The following is a 15,701-nucleotide window of genomic DNA, read 5'->3' on the forward strand; positions in this document are numbered from 1 at the left end:
GGGGTGACTGCTACTTTCGCAGGTGACCTGCGAGTGCGATACCGAGTCCGGCCACGATGGCCGTGCCTCCTACAGCCATGAGGACGTAGCCGGGGCTACCTCCGGTCAGAGCGGCGATGGCCAATGCCACCCCGGCCAAGACCAGGATGCCGACTCCGGCAGCGGCTCGCTTCTTGGAATCGCTGGTCACTAGAACGCATCCTTGAAGAACGTGTATGAGGCTCCGACCGAAGCGATCGTAGTGCCGCCCGCGATGATGGCGGGCGCGCAGCCCACTACGGTCACGCATGCTGGGGCAGTGCTGACGGTCACGATCCCTGATCCGACCGCGACCACCGCCGAACCGAGTCCCCCCATGAAGTTGCCGAAGTCGAACAACCCTGCGGGGTCGATCCGGTTGGTCGGGTCGCCCGAGGCGTAGAGGTACGGGTTGGTTTCCAAGCCGGAGGGATCGGGTTGGGTGAAGCGGCCGACGTTCGGGTCGTAGAAGCGGGCCTTGTTGTGATACAGCCCGGTCGGGTCCTGATAGCCGCCGGCGAAGCGGTAGGGCTGGGAGACCGTCTCGTTGGAGCTGGTGACGCCGCGCGGGCTGTAGGTGTAGGTGTTGACCTTCTCCCCGTCCGCGTTGACCACCGCCTCGACCGTTCCGAGGGAGTCCGCGAGGTAGTAGTACGTCTTGCCCTGGGTACGGAACGAGTTGAGGTTGCCGCCGGCTTCACGGGTGAAGTTCGTGTCTACGCCGCCGGCGGTCTGGGATGACAGGCCGAGCGGACCGTGGTGGAAGGCGGTGCTGCCGAACTGAGTGCGCTCGGAGTTGTCGGTGCTGGCGTAGCGGCCCTTGTAGGCAGTCCCGCCCTGGGTGATGGACGTCTGCTGAGAGAAGTCGCTCCACTCGCCGCCGGTGCGGGTTGCTTCCGCGGTCGGGGCTGCGGCCGTCTCGTTGCCGGCCTGGTCATGGGACCAGTTCGCCGTCGAGCCGTTCTTGCCGGTGATCTGCGAGGCGGCGTTGTAGGTGTAGGTGGAGCCACCCGGGCAGCCGGCCGCGGTGCCCTGGGAGGTGAGGTTGCCTGCTCCGTCGTAGCAGTAGAGCCAGCTGTTGTTGGTCGCCGTGCCCTTGGTCTCCTTGGTGAAGGTCAGGTGTCCGGCAGAGTCGTAGTCGTAGGTGCGCGTCAGCCCTTCCGCGGCGTCGGTCCTGGTGCGGATCTTCGTGCCGTCCTTGGTGGTGCTGCCGCTGGTGTACGCGTAGCTGTAGGCGAGGTCCATCAGGGTGCCCTTGGACGAGGATGCCTTGATGGCCGTGGCTCGATTCGACTTGTCACGGGTGATCGACTGAACCGCACCGCCCGGGTAACTCACCTTGCTACGGGCGTCGTTGGCGTTGTACTCGTAGCCGGTCTTCTGGCCGAAGGGGTCGGTCAGCGACTCAAGCTGATTGGTCTTGCTGTAGGTGTAGCGGACCGTTCCGGACGGGTCTTTGTACGTCTCGACGTTGCCGTCGGCCGTGTAGGTGAGCACGGTCTGAGAACCGTCCTGCAGGGTGCGTACCGTCTCCCGGCTCAGCGGGTCGAAGTCGTATGTGGTGATTCCGGTGGAGTCGGAGCGTTGCTTGAGGTTGCCGTCTCCGTCGTAGGCGTAGGTCACGGTGGCGTTCGTGCTGGAGACCTTTGTGATCCGGTCGCGGTTGTCGTAGACGTAGACGGTCTTGATGCCGCGGCCGTCGGTGGACGTCTCCGGCCGCCCCAGGCCGTCGTAGGTGTAACTGGTCTCACCCAGGGGCTTGGGCGGGGTGGCCTTGGACAGGTTTCCCTTGGCGTCGTAGGAGAACTTGGTGGTGTTCTGGTTGGCGTCCTTCACCTCGCACCGCTGGCCCTCGAAGCCGCCGCAGGTGGCTGTGGCCGGGTTGTAGGCGAACGAGCGGGTGCCACCCTCAGTTCCGGCGACCGTCTCCTTGGTGGCGTTGCCCGAAGAGTCGTAGCTGTAGCTGACAGCTACCCCGTCAGCGGTGGTGACCTTCCCGGGTACGTCCGCCCCGGCGATGGTCTGGTAGGCGGTCAGTGATGAGGTCGCGCCGGTCGGCAGCTTCAGGGACGTCGGGTTTGAACGACCGTCCCAGCCATAGGCGGTGACGTTGCCCGGCGTGCCGCCGACACCCGTCCCGTCCGTCGCGGTGGCCACGTTCCGGTTCGCGTCGTAGGTGCGGTCACGGGAGCGTCCCAGGGCGTCAGTGACCTTGGTGATCTCCCCATCCGCGGCGTGCTGGTAGGCCGTCGTGTCACCGACCGGGTCAGTGACGGTGGTGGTGCCCGCCGCATTCGGCGTGGCGGTCGAGTAGTCGTAGAGGTAGGTCGGGCCGGTCTCGCCGGACCCGTCGAAGGCAGTCGCCCGCTTCATCGAGGTGACACGGTTCTGGCTGTCGTAGGTGAAGACCGTCACCCGGCCCTCGGGCGTGGTGATCTTCGTCAGGCGACGGTCCGCGTCATACCCGAAAACGGTGGCCTTGCCCTCGGCATCGGCCGTCTTGGTCAGATCCCCGGCCGCGTTGAGGTCGTAGACGACCGTTCGGCCGTTGTTGTCCTTGGCCTGCCACTGCGAGGCGTTGGTTTTCACCAGGTCGATGGAGCGGCCCGAGCGGGACTCGGTGAGCTTGAAGCCGGTGGCCTCGGCCCCCACGCTTTGCTGCTCGACCGTGATGTTGCCGCCGTTGCGGTCGCTCACCTTCAGCAGCGTCCCTGATGCACTGTAGGTGTCCTTCGTACCCGAGCCACGCTCGGTCACTACGTACTCGCCGTCGGACGTCTTCTTCAGGTCCAGGCGGTAGCCCTCGGGTGCGGTGAAGGTGCCGTCCGTCTTCTTGATGAAGGAGACCGAGCCGCCGGTGGCGTCGTAGAGGAGCACCTTGTCGGTTTCGATCTGCAGGTAGCGCTCGTAGCCCTGCCACCAGCGCTGCGAGACCTTCCCCCAGGGTGCATCCAGAGAGTTGTACGTTCGTGTGAGCTGCAGCGACTTGTCGACCCCGGCGATCTGGAAGTCGGTGGCGGCGAGCATGAGGTTGCCGCCGGCCGAGACGACTGCCTCGCGGTCGACCCGGCCAACGGCGCCATCGGCGCCCGGGCGCAGCGGTTCACTGTCAGCCCAGGAGCGTGCGCTCGCACTGGGTCAACAGCCACTGTTCCGCCTTCGCGAGCGGCCATCCGTTGTCCTCGGTGAGGGTGAGGTAGCCGGAGTAGCCGAAGTAGAACCACAGGACGTCGGTCGCGTGCCGGGCGTCCGTGCCCTCGGCGAGGCTGCCGAGCTCGTGCAGGTGCCTCGCCACCGCGGCCAGTGTGCCGCGGTAGCGCTCGGTGGATACGCGCAATCCCTCGGCGGCGGGCTCGTCGTGCGGCGCGGCGCTCAGCAGCACACGGATGACGTCACCGTGGTCTTCGCGAACCCTTCGGCTCGATGCGGCCACGAGGGCCAGTACCTCGTGGGGGTCGCGCAGGTCGGGCAGCCGCTCCAGGCTCTCCTTCAGCACGGGTGCGGCGGCCCACTCGTCGATCAGGATCCGAAGGAGTCCCTGCTTGCCGCCGCCGACCGCGTAGACGGTGCCGGGTGCCACGTTCGCAAGCTCGGCGATCTCATCGATCTTGGCGCCGAAGAAACCACGTCGGGCGAACAGCGTGCGGGCCGCGTCGATGATCGCCCGACGTGTCAGTTCCGCGTAGTCGGCGCGACGGCCGGAGGTGCGAGTGCTCACCGCCTCACGATATAGCGCCGCGCATCGGAGCCAAAGTCATTTCACCTGAGTTCGACTCAGCTAAGATGAGCCAACATACGCAAGGCGTATCTCGTTACGTCGAGATGGGTGGATCACGGTGACACAGGAAGCGATCTCACTGCCGGTGGAGGCGGACTTCGTGGTCGTGGGGGCCGGTGCGGCCGGCTGCGTGGTGGCCGCACGGTTGAGCGAGGACCGGACCTGTCGGGTGCTGCTGCTGGAAGCCGGAACGACGACGGGCGAGGAGCCGGAGTCCCTCGCCCCGGGAAACGCCTTCCAGCTCCTGGCCGGTCCGCACTCCTGGGGCGACCTGACCGCACCGCAGCGTGCCATCGGCGGACGCCGGATCGGGCTCGCGCAGGGGCGCGGGCTCGGCGGTGGCAGCAGCATGAACATGATGGCGTGGTTCCACGGGCGTCCCGAGGACTACGACATGTGGCAGGCGCAGGGGGCCGCGAACTGGGGATGGCCGGATGTGCGGCCCACCCTGCGGGCCATCGAGGACAGTGACCGCGGCGCGGACGACTGGCACGGGGTGGGCGGCCCGATGGCCGTCACCACGGTCCGGGACGCCGGACCCCTGCCGCTCACCTTCGTGGCGGCCGGTGTGGAGCACGGCCTGCCGCTGATCGAGGACTTCAACGGCCCGGTCGGTGAGGGAGTGGGCCTGATCCAGAGCAACATCCAGGACGGCCGCCGACACAGCGTGGTGGACGGCTACCTGACGCCGGCCCGCGGCCGGGAGAACTTCACCGTGGCCACCGGACAGCACGTCACCTCCGTCCTGTGGAACGGGAGTCGCGCCGTCGGCGTGCGGGTGGGCGACACGGAGATCCGCGCCCGGCGGGCGGTGGTGCTGTGTGCCGGGGCCCTGCGCAGCCCGCAGTTGCTGATGCTCTCCGGCGTCGGCCCCGCGGACCACCTCCACGACCTCGCCGTGCCCCTCGTGCGCGACCTGCCGGGAGTGGGTGCCCATCTGCAGGACCACCCGATGGTCACACCGGTGTGGCCGGTGATCGACAACAGTCCCCTGTGGAACACCCTGACCGAGAGCGACGTACGCGACTACCAGCTCCTGCGGCGCGGCCCGCTGGCCTCGCTCACACAGGCCGCGGCCGTGCTGCGCAGTGACGCCGCGCGCCCGGTGGCCGATCTGCAGTTCACCTTGACGCTGCTGGGCATGACCGCCGAGATGACGCTCATCGAGGATCCGGTCGTCACCTGCGCGATCAGCGTTCTGGACCCGGACAGCCGCGGCACGGTACGGCTGGCCGACGCGGACCCGGCGCAGAAGCCGCTCGTCGACCCCGGTTACCTCGACGACGGACGCGACCGCGCCCGGTTGCGAGCCGGTCTCCGGCGCGCACGTGAACTGTTCCACACCCCCACTCTGGCCAAAGCGACCGGTGGTGAGGCTCTCACTCCGTACGACTGGTCCGATGAGGGCCTCGACTCGTGGATCGACGGCAACGTGGGCAGTGAATGGCACCCGGTCGGCACGTGCCGGATGGGTACCGACAGCAGCGCCGTGGTCGATCCCGCCACCATGGCCGTACACGGAACACAAGCGCTGTACGTCGCCGACGCCTCGGTCATGCCGACCATCACCAGAGGCAACACCCAGGCCCCCACGATCATGATCGCCGAACGGGCGGCGGCACGCATCGCACGCGCCGGCATCGCCTGACCCGGCCGGAACCGTGGCTGCAGAAATATGGACAGCTGACACGACTGAGCTGCCCGCTCCGCACCGTGAGGCGCTGCGGACCGCGTTCGGGCTGGTCGCGGGGGCGCCGGATGTGTTCCGTATCGGTCTGGCGGCCTTGGAGGCCGGGCACACCTCACCTGTTGTGATCAGAACCTGTTCAGGTGCTGCCCACCTGCCGTGACCACTGCCGCAGTGGTGTTTGACTACTCCGGTCAATACCTGGCCAACGCTTCCCCCAGCACGTCCAAGACGGCGACGGAGATCGCTGGACAACTGGCGGAGCTGAAGACCGATGTGACCAGTCTGGAATCGAGTTGGCAGGGCATTGAACCGATCCGGGTTCAGTGGAGAACCTGACCGACAAGAAACCCCAGGTCACAGTCAAGATCTGGAGTCTCCACCAGGCCGCACTCGAACTCCGCCGGACCCTCACCCTTGCCAAGGTTGCCGAGCGGCTCGGCCTGTCCACCGGCCGCGTCGACCAGCCCGCCAAGGGCAGGTAGTCATGACGGAGCAGGACGAGACGGCATGGGCGCACTCGAACGTCACAGCGGAGCCGCCTCCGAATGCGCCCCCGGCACGGTGCGGGCGGGTGCCCACCGACTCCTGGCCCGACGGGGGTTCAGTCCGGTACGTCCCGCGACACCCGAGAGGGCGCCGTTGACAGCTGTCTCTTGCGCCTCGCGAGCAGTGTCACCTATCCCGGCCCGGGCACGGCTCGCTGGTGGACGCACTATCGGTGCCGAGCAGCACCTCATCGGCCGCGCTCCGCCAGCTCCGCCGGCGCACCGCTCTGCCCACACACAGGCGGCGACCCGACCCGCCCCGACGCACCCGCCTTCGGCCAGTGAGGGAAGCCGCGGTCTCCAACTGCAGGAGGACTGGTCGAAGGCATCACGGTTCTGAATGCGTCGGCCATCTCTGGCACTGCCCGTCCCGTTCGTTACGGTGTAGCAGTCCTGACCCCGCGAGACGCACACGAAAGGTTGCTCGGCACCTTGGCATGTGATACCGAATCGTTGCCGCGAGCCGCGAGCCGCGAGCCGCGAGCCGCGAGCCGCGAGCCGCGAGCCGCTGGAGGCGCAGGTTTGTTAGAGGCGGCCGCCTTGTCCGGTGATCAGCCTCTTCGCGTGCCCGTGGGGCACGACGCCCACCGGTGGGGCACCTTCCGCGGAGAACGGACCCTGGTCGTCGCCACGCGTACGGTCACGTCGGCCGTACGTATCCTCGAAACGCTGCCCGCCCTGCTGCGCGGCGACGATCGCGTGACCGTCGTCTTTGCTCACGACCCGAGCTCTGCCTTCGGCTCCGGCGTCCTCGATCTGCTGCACGGCGCCGGCTGCCGGGTCATGCCCTGGGAGCAACTGGAGCACATCGCCCCCGACCTCATCCTCTCCGCCAGCGAGAACATCGACGTACCGGAGGGACACTGCCCGGTCCTGGTGTTGCCGCACGGGGTGGGCTTCCAGAAGCTGGTTCCGGACTCGCACGGTCCCCACGAGCGGCTCTCCGGTGCCGTGCCGGACTCCCTGCTGGAGTCGGGCCGTGCCTGGCTTGCCGTATCGCATCCGGCCCAGGAGGAGCAGCTGCTCGCCACGCACCCGGAAGCAGCCGGCCGTACCCTGCTGGTGGGTGATCCCTGCTTCGACGAACTCCTGGCCAGCCGGGAGAGCAGGGAGGCGTACCGCGAGGCCCTGGGGGTCACGGCGGGCCGGCGCCTGATCGTGGTCAGTTCGACCTGGGGGCCCACGTCGCTCCTGGGACGTCACCCGCAACTGTCCGCGCGTCTCCTCGGAGAACTTCCCTGTGACGAGTATCTGGTTGCTGCGATAGTCCATCCCAACGTGTGGGCCGCTCACGGCGCGTGGCAGATCCGGGTCCTCCAAGCGGCTGCCTTGGACGCGGGCCTGCGTCTCGTGCCCGCTGTTCACGCGTGGCGGGCCGCGCTCGTGGCGGCGGACGCCGTGGTCGGCGACCACGGCTCGGTGACGCTGTACGGCGCCTCGGCGGGTACGCCCGTCCTGCTGGGGGCGTTCGGCGCCGACGCGGTGCCCGGGACCGCGATCCACGGTCTGGGGGCCGTCGCTCCCCGGCTCGACCTCCGTGGAGACCTGCGCCGTCAGGTCGAGCACGTCATGCACGAGCACACACCCGAGCGGTACGCGGCCATCGCACGGTCCGCCTTTGCCGAACCGGGGCAGGCTCTCCCGCGGCTCCGTGCCGTCCTCTACCGGCTGCTGCGGCTACCGGAGCCGCCTTCCCCGCCACCGTCTGCGATGGTGCTGCCCCGGCCTGACCCCTCGGCCGCTCCGGTCACGTCCTGGCAGGTGGCCACAGAGGTCGAGGAGATCGAACAGGACCACATGCCCTCGGCTGTCGTCGTGCACCGTTTCCCGGCCGCCGTGTACCCAGGCGGTGGCACGGGCACCGGCTCGCCCCTGTTCTGCACCCATCTCGCGTGCTCCGACGGTGAACGCGACCGGCGGCTGGTCGAGAGTGCCTCAGTGATCCTGGCCCACCGTCCGGCCCCTACCGCGGTCGGCGCGTTGCAGTGGATCCAGGGCACCCTCGAACGGCTGCCCGGAAGCCTCGTCGCTGCGTCGGCCGTCCGCCATGGGGGCTTCCTGGTCGGGCTCAGGGACGGTCGGATCGTAGAGGCGGCCGTCACCGGCCCCGAGTTGGACGCGGGTCTTCCCGCTGCCGTTGTCTACGCGCGCCTGCGCGCGGGTCGCCCTCTGGACGACGTCTTCGTCACCCTGCGGATCGGAGACCTGCGGACCGAGGACGTCGTCCTGCGGCTGCGCCCTTCTCCCGCACCGAGCCGCTCGCGGTGATTGGCTGTCACCAGCCGAGGTTCTCCAGCCGCCGTCGCATGTCCTCCGCCACAGGATTGCCGTTGGCCTCGTGGAGCGTGACAGCCCGGGTGAGCCAGCCGCGCACGCTGTCCTGGTGGCTTCCGGCCCGCTCCGCGATGTCGACGAGGGTGACGAGGGCCTCAGCCTCGTAGTGCGTCGCTTTCTCCTCTTCCAGGACACGTACCGCCTCGCGCAACGCACGCACCGCCTCCTCGGTGACGCCCAGATGGTCATGGACGACACCGATAGCGGCCATGGCCCGCGCAGCCATACGCAGGTCGGGTTCCTCGCGTGCGAGCAGGTCGTGGTGCGCCATGCACAGGGTTTCCAGCGCTTCGGCGTACTCGCCGCGAGCGTCCAGCGCGCAGCCGAGGAAGTAGGCGGCGATTGCTGCCCCACGGCTCTGTCCCGCCTCCTTGTTCAGTTCGTACGACCGCCGGTAGGCGGGCGCGGCCTGAGCAGGGTCGACCCGGTCCAGATACCGTCCGAGGAACTCCTGCACGGAGGCACGCAGAGTGAGGTGGCCGGTCACCTCGCCCCGAGCGTCAGCGGTCCGCAGCTCACTCCCGGCACGGTCGGTCTCGCCGAGATCCATCAGTGGACGGGACAACAGGCTGCGCAGCCGCGCCTCGGCTTGTGCAGCCTCGGCGATATCGCTCGCGGTTTCAGCCGACTCGGCGAGGGCGACGGCCGAGGCGACACCGAGTTCGAGCGACTCCTTCCACGCCTCCAGGTAACGGTGCCGCAGGAACAAGGCCGTGAACGCCTCAGCCAGTGGCCAGACAAGGCTGTACAGCCCGTGCCGGCTCGCGGCCCGCAAGACAGCCAGGATGGCGTGGCGCTCGGCATCCAGCCACTCCAGCGGGGAGGGTCCCGCGCCGACCGCGAAGGGATCGTCCGCGGTGCGCAGCAGCGGTGACAGGTCGGCGATCCGCAACCGCTCCTTCCTCAGCGCCCGGTCGGCGAACGCGGCGAGAACGAGGTAGTGGGTGGCCACCCTCCTCGTCATCGCCTTCTCCTCCGCCGACGGCTCCTCCTCCGCAGCGCGTTCGCGGGCATGCAGCCGTACGAGGTCGTGCATGCGGTAACGGCCGTCGCGGCCGGCCTCCACGAAGCTCGCCGTCACCAGTGTGCGCAGCAGGCGCTTCGCACTCGGGGTGTCGAGGTCCGCCGCGACCGCGGCGACTCCGGCGTCGAAGGCCCCAGTCGGCAGCCATCCAAGGAGGCGGTAAAGCCGAGCGGCGTCGGGCGGCAGCAGCCTGTACGAGGAGCCGAGCAAGGCGGACACGGAGTACTCCTCCCCGGGGAGAGTCCCCTGGAATCCTGGCAGAACCAGCGCGGCAAGCCGACCGGCTTCGTCCTCCAGTTCCTCCGACAGTGACGTCATGGTCAAACCGTCGTCCGTGATCAGGCGGGCCGCCGCTATCTGCAGCGCCACCGGCAGGCCCCCGCACAGCTCGACCAGGCGCTCGGCCGCAGCCCGCTCGGCTGCCACGGCCTCCTCGCCGCAGCGGTCGGCCAGGAGGGCCAGGCCACCCTCCGCGTCCAGGGGTTCCAGTGAGATCAGCTGTGCTCCGTCGAGGACCAGTTCACCCAGCTTGCCGTGGCTGGTCACGAGAACGGCGCTCCCCGGGCCCTTGGGGATCAACGGGCGTACCTGTGCGGGCTGGCTCACATCGTCCAGGACGAGCAGCAGACGCTGACCGGCGGAGCGCGAACGGAACAGGTTGGTCCGCTCCGCGAGCGACGCAGGCATGCCGGCGTCGCTCACCTTCAGGGATCTGAGGACCATGGCCAGGGCTTCGGACACGTCGGCGCCGACGGTCCCACCGGTGGCCGCCTGGCCACGAAGAGCCGCGAAGTCCACATACAACTGCCCGTCCGGGAAGAGCTGCCGGGACATGCTCGCCCATTTCCGCGTCATGGCGCTCTTACCGACCCCCGGCAGCCCGCCGACGACCGTGACGTCGACGCCGCTCTGCCGCCGGGCAGCCGCACCGCACATCGCGTCCAGCAGGGAGAGCTCGCGCCTGCGGTTGCTGAACGGTCCGGTGAGCACCGGAACCTGGTCCGGCCGGGCGGTCTCACCGGCCGTTGGCATCGCCGCCGGAACGTTGAAGGTGATACCGCCATGGATCTGCGCACCCTGGAAGGCGGGGCCATGGTTCACACCACCGCTGATGACGGTGTGCGAGACGTTGCCCGCCCACTCGGCCAGCAGGCCGCGCAACTCGGCTGCGGCGGCGGGTTCTTCCCGGAGAACGTCGAGCAGCCGCTGCCGCCAGTCCGCCTCGATCTCCTCCTCCGCGGCAGTGTCCTCTGCCAACCGGGCACGGGCCAGCTCCTCGCTGGCTGCCTGGAGTTCTTCCTCCGCCTCGCCTGCCGAGCGGCGCTGGGCAAGGAACCTCGTCAGCCTCTCCTTGGCGCTCGACCAGGAGTCGGAGATCATCAACCCGACCAGAGTCGTCGCCCCCGACGCCGCGAGCGCCGCCAACTCGGCTTCCACCAAGCCTCCTTCGCATCACTTGCTGCCCTGCGGATCAGGAAAGGCCACGGTAGAACGATCTCGCCGAGTTGGACAGCTCGCCCCACCGAGCAGCCAAAATGATCACGTCACAGCACACGGCCGAGCGCCGAAGAGGAGAAGACAGGCCCTGCGGCAACCGGGCCCACACGGCCCCTGGCCGCTGCGCCTCGGAACACCGATGGCGGATTCGGCAGCGTCGGGCGTCTCCTGACCGGGACGGGCGGGGCATTCGGCGTCACGGCGAGCAGGCCGACCTGATCCAGCAGCCGCGTCAGCCCATCCGCCGGCTTGACACGCCCGCCTTCCATTGGTTTGAGGAGAATTGCGGCCAAGATGCGCTTGCAGCGCTCAGTCGCTGGTTCTTTGCAGCGTGGGCGGTGTCGGCGTGTACATCGTACGGCGATCGACCCTTTCGGGGGACGGAACATCGGGACCGTGTGGTTCACCTGTCAGGAGGACGGCGCACGGCGCGTCCTCACGCATCACACGGCGGTGGCATGGTGATGGGCAGCCGCAGGTACGGAATCGAGCCGATTCTCGACTGTGCGCAGGAACTGGGCCTGGTCATGGTGTCGGTGGAGTACCGGCTCGCCCCGAAGCACCCGCATCGCGCCCTCGTCGAGGACTGCTACGCCGGGCTGCTGTGGACCGCCGAGCACGCCGAGCAGATCGGCGGTGACCCGAGCCGGCATCGTCCTGGTGGGCGGCAGCGCGAATGGTGAGCTGGCAGCGGCCCTGACGCTCCTGGCCCGGGACCGCAGAGGTCCCCGCACGATCGGTCAGCTGCTGGTCTCTCCTATGCCCGACGACCGCAATGGCACCCCGTCCGCCCATCAGATGACGGGCTTGGACCTGTGGGATCGTACGTCCAATGAGATCGGCTGGACCGCCCTGCTGGGAGAGGCACGCGGCACCGGTGACGTCTCGCCGTATGCGGCTCCGGCCCGCGCAACCGACGTGTCGGGACTGCCTCCGGCCTTCGTTGACGTGGGCTCGGCGGAAACCTTCCGCGACGAGGACGTCGCCTATGTCAACGGCATCTGGCAGGCGGGTGGCAGTACCGAACTACACGTCTGGCCAGGCGGCTTCCACGGATCCAGCGACCTGGCGCCACAGGCCACGCCATCCCTGGACGCCCGAGTCGTCCGACGGCAGTGGCTGCGGCGGCAGCTCGGTGAATGACCGCCCACACGTCGATCGAATCCAAGACCCGGCACTTCGGTGTGACCGCCTCCACGATCCGCCGCGACCTCGCCCGGCTCACCGCCGACGGGCGGCTCGCCCGCACCTACGGCGGGGCGTTGGCCCTGAACGCGCATCCGGAGGCGTCCCTGCGCCAGCGCACCACGGAGGCGTACGCGCACAAGCGGGCCATCGCCCGGTGGGCGGCGGCGCAGGTCCAGCCGGGCGAGACGGTCCTGCTGGACGCCGGATCGACGGTCGGGGGGCTGGCGCGCGAGCTGCGTACCGCCAAGGATCTGACGGTGGCCACCACCGGACTGACGGCGCTGCACGAACTGGCGGACGTCGAGGGCGTGCACGTGGAATGCCTCGGCGGGACGCTGCGCCCGCTCAGCCAGGCGTTCGTCGGCCCGCTGACGGAGGCGGCGCTGGAGCGGATGACCTTCGATCGGGTCTTCCTGTCCACGGACGGTGTGACGGCGGACGGCGGGATCTGCGAGGCCGACCTGCGCCAGACCCGGCTCAAGGAACTGATGGCCCGCCGCGCCACTCACACGTACGTCCTGGCCCACGCGGCGAAGCTGGGCCGGGCCCCCTTCCACGCCTGGGCCACGCTGCCGCCCGGCTGGTCCCTGGTCACTGATGCGTCGGCGACGGAGGCCGACGTGGCGCCGTTCGCCGCTCGCGGGATTGCGGTGGTGCTGGCCGATCCCCTGGAGGAGCCCGGACCGGATCGGCCGTCACCCCGGGAGACAGCCTGAAGACGGCCGGCCACGGCGCCCGGGACTTACGACTCGGTCCGCGATTGAGCTTGCAGCGGGAGCGGGCGGCCAGGCTTGAGATCCTCCCGTCTGCCTGGTCCGAGCGGGCGTGCTGAGATACTCCGGCGATGGATGCCGGGTTGACGGAAGCGGGGAGCGAACGGACGTGAAGGTGCCTGCACAGACCAGGTCGGCGCACGGTGCGGGCTGGATATTGCGTTCCGCAGTGGCCACGGACGTTGAGGTGATCGCGGAGTTGCGTGCCACGGTCATGCGTACAGACTTGGAACGCCTTGGTCGCTACGACGAGCACCGGGTGCGGCAACGGCTGCGGGATTCTTTCTCCACGCAGCACACGTCGATCATCACGATCGACGGCGAACTCGTAGGGTGTGTCACGGTCCGGCCCTCCGAGGGCAGGCAGTGGCTGGAGCACTTCTACCTTGCGCCGCACTGTCAGGGCCAGGGCCTCGGATCCGGCGTCTTGCGCACGTTGCTGGAGCGGACGGACGCGCAGGGCGTGACTCTGGGTCTGAACGTCTTGCGGGGCAGTGTGGCCCGTCGGCTCTACGAGCGCCACGGATTCGTCGTGGAAGCACAGGACCCGATCGATGTCATCATGGTGCGCCCGCCCGGGGCGGCATCGATGCGAGAGCCTGAACCTGCCGTAGCACGTTGGCCACGACCCGGTACGCGAGGCCGTCTGCTACGGCCGTGACGTGACCGAGCCCGCACGGGTTCTTCGAGTGTGAGCGAGAAGTGGGCCCGTGCGGCCTTGTCCCATCCTGCCTTCTGCGGAATCTCCCGTGCAGTAGTGCAGCCACGCCGACGCAACCGCCGTCGCGGACCTGAGTCTCCAGCTCGGGGCGGCACGCCCGTGACGGTTATCTCCACTCATGGCAGGAGCTCCGGCATCTCCGGTTGGAGCGTCTCATCGGTTCCGATGACTGCCGCGTCCACCGGCCGAATGAAGCGGTAGTCGCTCAGCGTGCCGACGCTGGAGCCGCAGGCGAACCAGCTCTCCATGTCACCGTGCTCTCCCCAGCGGCGCCTCTGGGGAGAATGTGGGGAGTATCGATGGCTCTGGGCACGGAGCCGCCTGCTCGCAGCGGGGTCACGTATCGATCGGCGGTCACTTGGCGCAGCACACGCGCCACTGTGATTCAGCCGCCCGGGGTGCCGGTCAGGCGTCCGGCGCGCGCAGGGGGTTCGGGACCGGCCGGTAGCGTGCGGCGGCGCCGTCCGCCCCGGTCCAGCGCAGCAGCAGGTTCGTCTTCCCGGGCAGGGTCGGGGACCGCAGGAGGTCCGCCACCTCGGGCAGCTCCCGGGCATACCGCGCGAGCTCCCGGCGCGCGGGCTCCCAAGGGTCCAGCAGCGGATACCGCTCGCGCAGGGCGTCAGCGATCTCCAGCAGGTTGTTCACGACCAGGCAGTACACCAGCCGCTCCCACCCCGCCGCCCGCGTCACGTCCGGCACCAGCTTCACACCCTCCGCGTCCCGGAACAGCGCCTGCACCGGCGTGCCGCCGGCGTCCACGGCCACCACCGTGTTCTGCAGATGCGCTTCGAGTACGACCCCGTGCCGGGTGAACAACTCCAGTGCGGGCGGCACGACTTGGCGCAGATACGCGGTCAACCAGGCAGCCGGATCGGCGAGGGTGTCCAGAGGGTTGCACGGGCCACCCGTGCCCTCCGTCAGCGCGGCCGCCAGCAGCGGAGTCGAACCGGGGGTCACATGCCCGCCCAGACCGTCACGCACGAGAACGGCCAGTTCCTCGAAGGCGAAGTCCGCCGTGCGGTAGCCGCGGTCGCTCAGCCAGGCCGCGCCGCCGGGGAGGGTACGGAAGGCCTCCGTCACAGCGGCGTCCGTACGCCGCAGCGCCAGCAGGTCGTGCCGCCACAGGCGCCGGATGTCGTTGGTGATGCGGACGTCGAGGCTGAACTTCACGAAGAGGTCGGCGTCGGGGACGTACAGGGTGCGGATGGCCGCCGTGGGCCACGCGGACCACGGCGAGGACCCGAGGTGTACGAGGCGGCCGTCGGCGAACGCCTCGCGGATCTCCGGGCCGCCGCCGACGAGGTCGAGCTGCCACGGGTGGGCGGGGAGGAGCCGGTAGCCGTCGGGGGCTTCGCCGAGGGCGTCCAGGGCGCTCGTGTCGCCGTCCTGCACGCAGGCGTCCTCGCGCAGGCCAAGCAGCGTGAGCGGGAAGTCGGCGTACGCCTCGGGGGCGTACGGGAGCCAGGCCGTGGCCGGGCCGCCGCCGCGCGCCTTGGGGGCGGGGTGGTGGGGATGCCCCGTGATCAGGGACTGCTCGGAGCGGCGGTACGGGTCGGCGGGCGGGGCCACGCCCGCCCTGGCCGCCAGGATCGCCGCCACCGCGTCCCGGCTGTCGGTCATCTCGGCGGGCAGTTCGGAGTTGTTCAGGCCGGTGTGCAGGCGCAGCTCCTCGGCGGCGAGCTCGACCAGTTCGGCGTGGTCGAGCCGCTGCCAGGTGCCGTCGGCGAACAGCTCCGGGTCGCGGGGCCGGCGCCCGTCGCGCACCCGCAGGAGCCGCTTACCGGCGGGCAGCCGGTACACGCGCCGAGCGCCGGGCGCCTGCTCCGGACCCGACTCGGGCCGGGGCTCCGTCGCGGGTACGGACGCGGACGCGGACGCGGGTTGGGACGCGGGTTCCGGTTCGGGTACGGGTTCGGGTTCCGTTTGCGGTTCGGGTACGGGTTCGGGTACGGGTTCCGGTTCGGGTTCGGGTTCGCCGATCTCCCGCAGCAGGCAGTTGAGCAGCGGTGCCGCCGCGATCGTGTCGGCCGCTTCTGCGACGCCGTCGGTGGCCTGCGCGGAGGGCACGGACGGGATGAGAGAGACGGGGGAGAAGGGCTGCACGGGGGGCACGGGGGGCATGTGATCCACGCG

12 protein-coding genes and 1 pseudogene are annotated in these 15,701 nt (G+C 69.5%); 7 read left to right on the forward strand and 6 right to left on the reverse strand.

Going from position 1 to position 15,701, the window contains the following annotated elements; translation table 11 throughout:
• Positions 1-10 precede the first annotated feature (10 nt).
• The 3 genes from ACIOKD_RS01060 to ACIOKD_RS01070 all read right to left on the reverse strand — a co-directional run bounded on the left by ACIOKD_RS01060 (position 11) and on the right by ACIOKD_RS01070 (position 3,736).
• Positions 11-190: a hypothetical protein gene (locus ACIOKD_RS01060; protein ID WP_402076569.1), complete on the reverse strand. Its 180-nt coding sequence runs from the start codon at positions 188-190 to the stop codon at positions 11-13.
• A complete protein-coding gene (locus tag ACIOKD_RS01065) occupies positions 190-3,045 on the reverse strand; it encodes an RHS repeat-associated core domain-containing protein (RefSeq protein ID WP_402076570.1) in 2,856 nt (951 codons plus the stop codon). The genes ACIOKD_RS01060 and ACIOKD_RS01065 overlap by 1 nt, the downstream gene beginning before the upstream one ends.
• Positions 3,046-3,127: 82 nt before the next feature.
• Positions 3,128-3,736 (reverse strand): TetR/AcrR family transcriptional regulator, encoded by a 609-nt coding sequence (locus ACIOKD_RS01070; RefSeq protein ID WP_402076571.1) that lies wholly within the window; start codon positions 3,734-3,736, stop codon positions 3,128-3,130.
• 118 nt (positions 3,737-3,854) lie between these two features.
• On the opposite strand from ACIOKD_RS01070, the gene ACIOKD_RS01075 reads away from it, so the two are divergent.
• From ACIOKD_RS01075 to ACIOKD_RS01090, 4 genes are all read left to right on the forward strand, one after another.
• A complete protein-coding gene (locus ACIOKD_RS01075) occupies positions 3,855-5,444 on the forward strand; it encodes a GMC family oxidoreductase (RefSeq protein ID WP_402076572.1) in 1,590 nt (529 codons plus the stop codon).
• Between the two features lie 198 nt (positions 5,445-5,642).
• The gene (locus tag ACIOKD_RS01080; RefSeq protein WP_402076573.1) at positions 5,643-5,822 is read left to right on the forward strand and encodes a hypothetical protein; all 180 of its coding nucleotides are present in this window, start codon (positions 5,643-5,645) and stop codon (positions 5,820-5,822) included.
• On the forward strand, positions 5,810-5,968 hold the full coding sequence (locus tag ACIOKD_RS01085; RefSeq protein WP_402076574.1) for a hypothetical protein: 159 nt from the start codon (positions 5,810-5,812) through the stop codon (positions 5,966-5,968). Before ACIOKD_RS01080 ends, ACIOKD_RS01085 begins: the two co-directional genes overlap by 13 nt.
• Positions 5,969-6,595: 627 nt before the next feature.
• Positions 6,596-8,299, forward strand: coding sequence for a hypothetical protein (locus tag ACIOKD_RS01090; RefSeq protein ID WP_402076575.1), 1,704 nt, complete (start codon positions 6,596-6,598; stop codon positions 8,297-8,299).
• A 7-nt stretch (positions 8,300-8,306) separates the two neighbouring features.
• Here the strand turns inward: ACIOKD_RS01090 and ACIOKD_RS01095 are convergent, their stop codons facing one another.
• Positions 8,307-10,826 carry an NB-ARC domain-containing protein gene (locus ACIOKD_RS01095; protein WP_402076576.1) on the reverse strand — a complete coding sequence of 840 codons (2,520 nt, stop codon included), beginning with the start codon at positions 10,824-10,826 and terminating at the stop codon, positions 8,307-8,309.
• A gap of 398 nt (positions 10,827-11,224) precedes the next feature.
• On the opposite strand from ACIOKD_RS01095, the pseudogene ACIOKD_RS01100 reads away from it, so the two are divergent.
• The 3 genes and pseudogenes from ACIOKD_RS01100 (at position 11,225) to ACIOKD_RS01110 (ending at position 13,508) form a co-directional block, all read left to right on the forward strand.
• Positions 11,225-12,029: pseudogene (locus tag ACIOKD_RS01100) on the forward strand (alpha/beta hydrolase).
• Positions 12,026-12,790 (forward strand): DeoR/GlpR family DNA-binding transcription regulator, encoded by a 765-nt coding sequence (locus ACIOKD_RS01105; protein ID WP_402076577.1) that lies wholly within the window; start codon positions 12,026-12,028, stop codon positions 12,788-12,790. Before ACIOKD_RS01100 ends, ACIOKD_RS01105 begins: the two are co-directional and overlap by 4 nt.
• A gap of 226 nt (positions 12,791-13,016) precedes the next feature.
• The gene (locus tag ACIOKD_RS01110) at positions 13,017-13,508 is read left to right on the forward strand and encodes a GNAT family N-acetyltransferase (RefSeq protein ID WP_402076578.1); all 492 of its coding nucleotides are present in this window, start codon (positions 13,017-13,019) and stop codon (positions 13,506-13,508) included.
• Positions 13,509-13,684: 176 nt separating this feature from the next.
• On the opposite strand, the gene ACIOKD_RS01115 is transcribed toward ACIOKD_RS01110, so the two are convergent.
• Positions 13,685-13,816 (reverse strand): hypothetical protein, encoded by a 132-nt coding sequence (locus ACIOKD_RS01115; protein ID WP_402076579.1) that lies wholly within the window; start codon positions 13,814-13,816, stop codon positions 13,685-13,687.
• A gap of 157 nt (positions 13,817-13,973) precedes the next feature.
• Positions 13,974-15,689, reverse strand: a complete 1,716-nt coding sequence (locus tag ACIOKD_RS01120) for an IucA/IucC family protein (RefSeq protein WP_402076580.1) — start codon at positions 15,687-15,689, stop codon at positions 13,974-13,976.
• Positions 15,690-15,701: the final 12 nt, after the last annotated feature.

The organism is Streptomyces sp. NPDC087844 (genome assembly GCF_044742785.1).
Classification (GTDB): Bacteria; Actinomycetota; Actinomycetes; order Streptomycetales; family Streptomycetaceae; genus Streptomyces.

What these genes read in the sequence shown, in the direction of transcription:
- ACIOKD_RS01065 (WP_402076570.1), bottom strand. Translation starts at nt 3,045, where the DNA reads ATGCTCGCCGCCACCGACTTCCAGATCGCCGGGGTCGACAAGTCGCTG.
- ACIOKD_RS01105 (WP_402076577.1), top strand. Translation starts at nt 12,026, where the DNA reads ATGACCGCCCACACGTCGATCGAATCCAAGACCCGGCACTTCGGTGTG.
- ACIOKD_RS01115 (WP_402076579.1), bottom strand. Translation starts at nt 13,816, where the DNA reads ATGGAGAGCTGGTTCGCCTGCGGCTCCAGCGTCGGCACGCTGAGCGAC.
- ACIOKD_RS01120 (WP_402076580.1), bottom strand. Translation starts at nt 15,689, where the DNA reads ATGCCCCCCGTGCCCCCCGTGCAGCCCTTCTCCCCCGTCTCTCTCATC.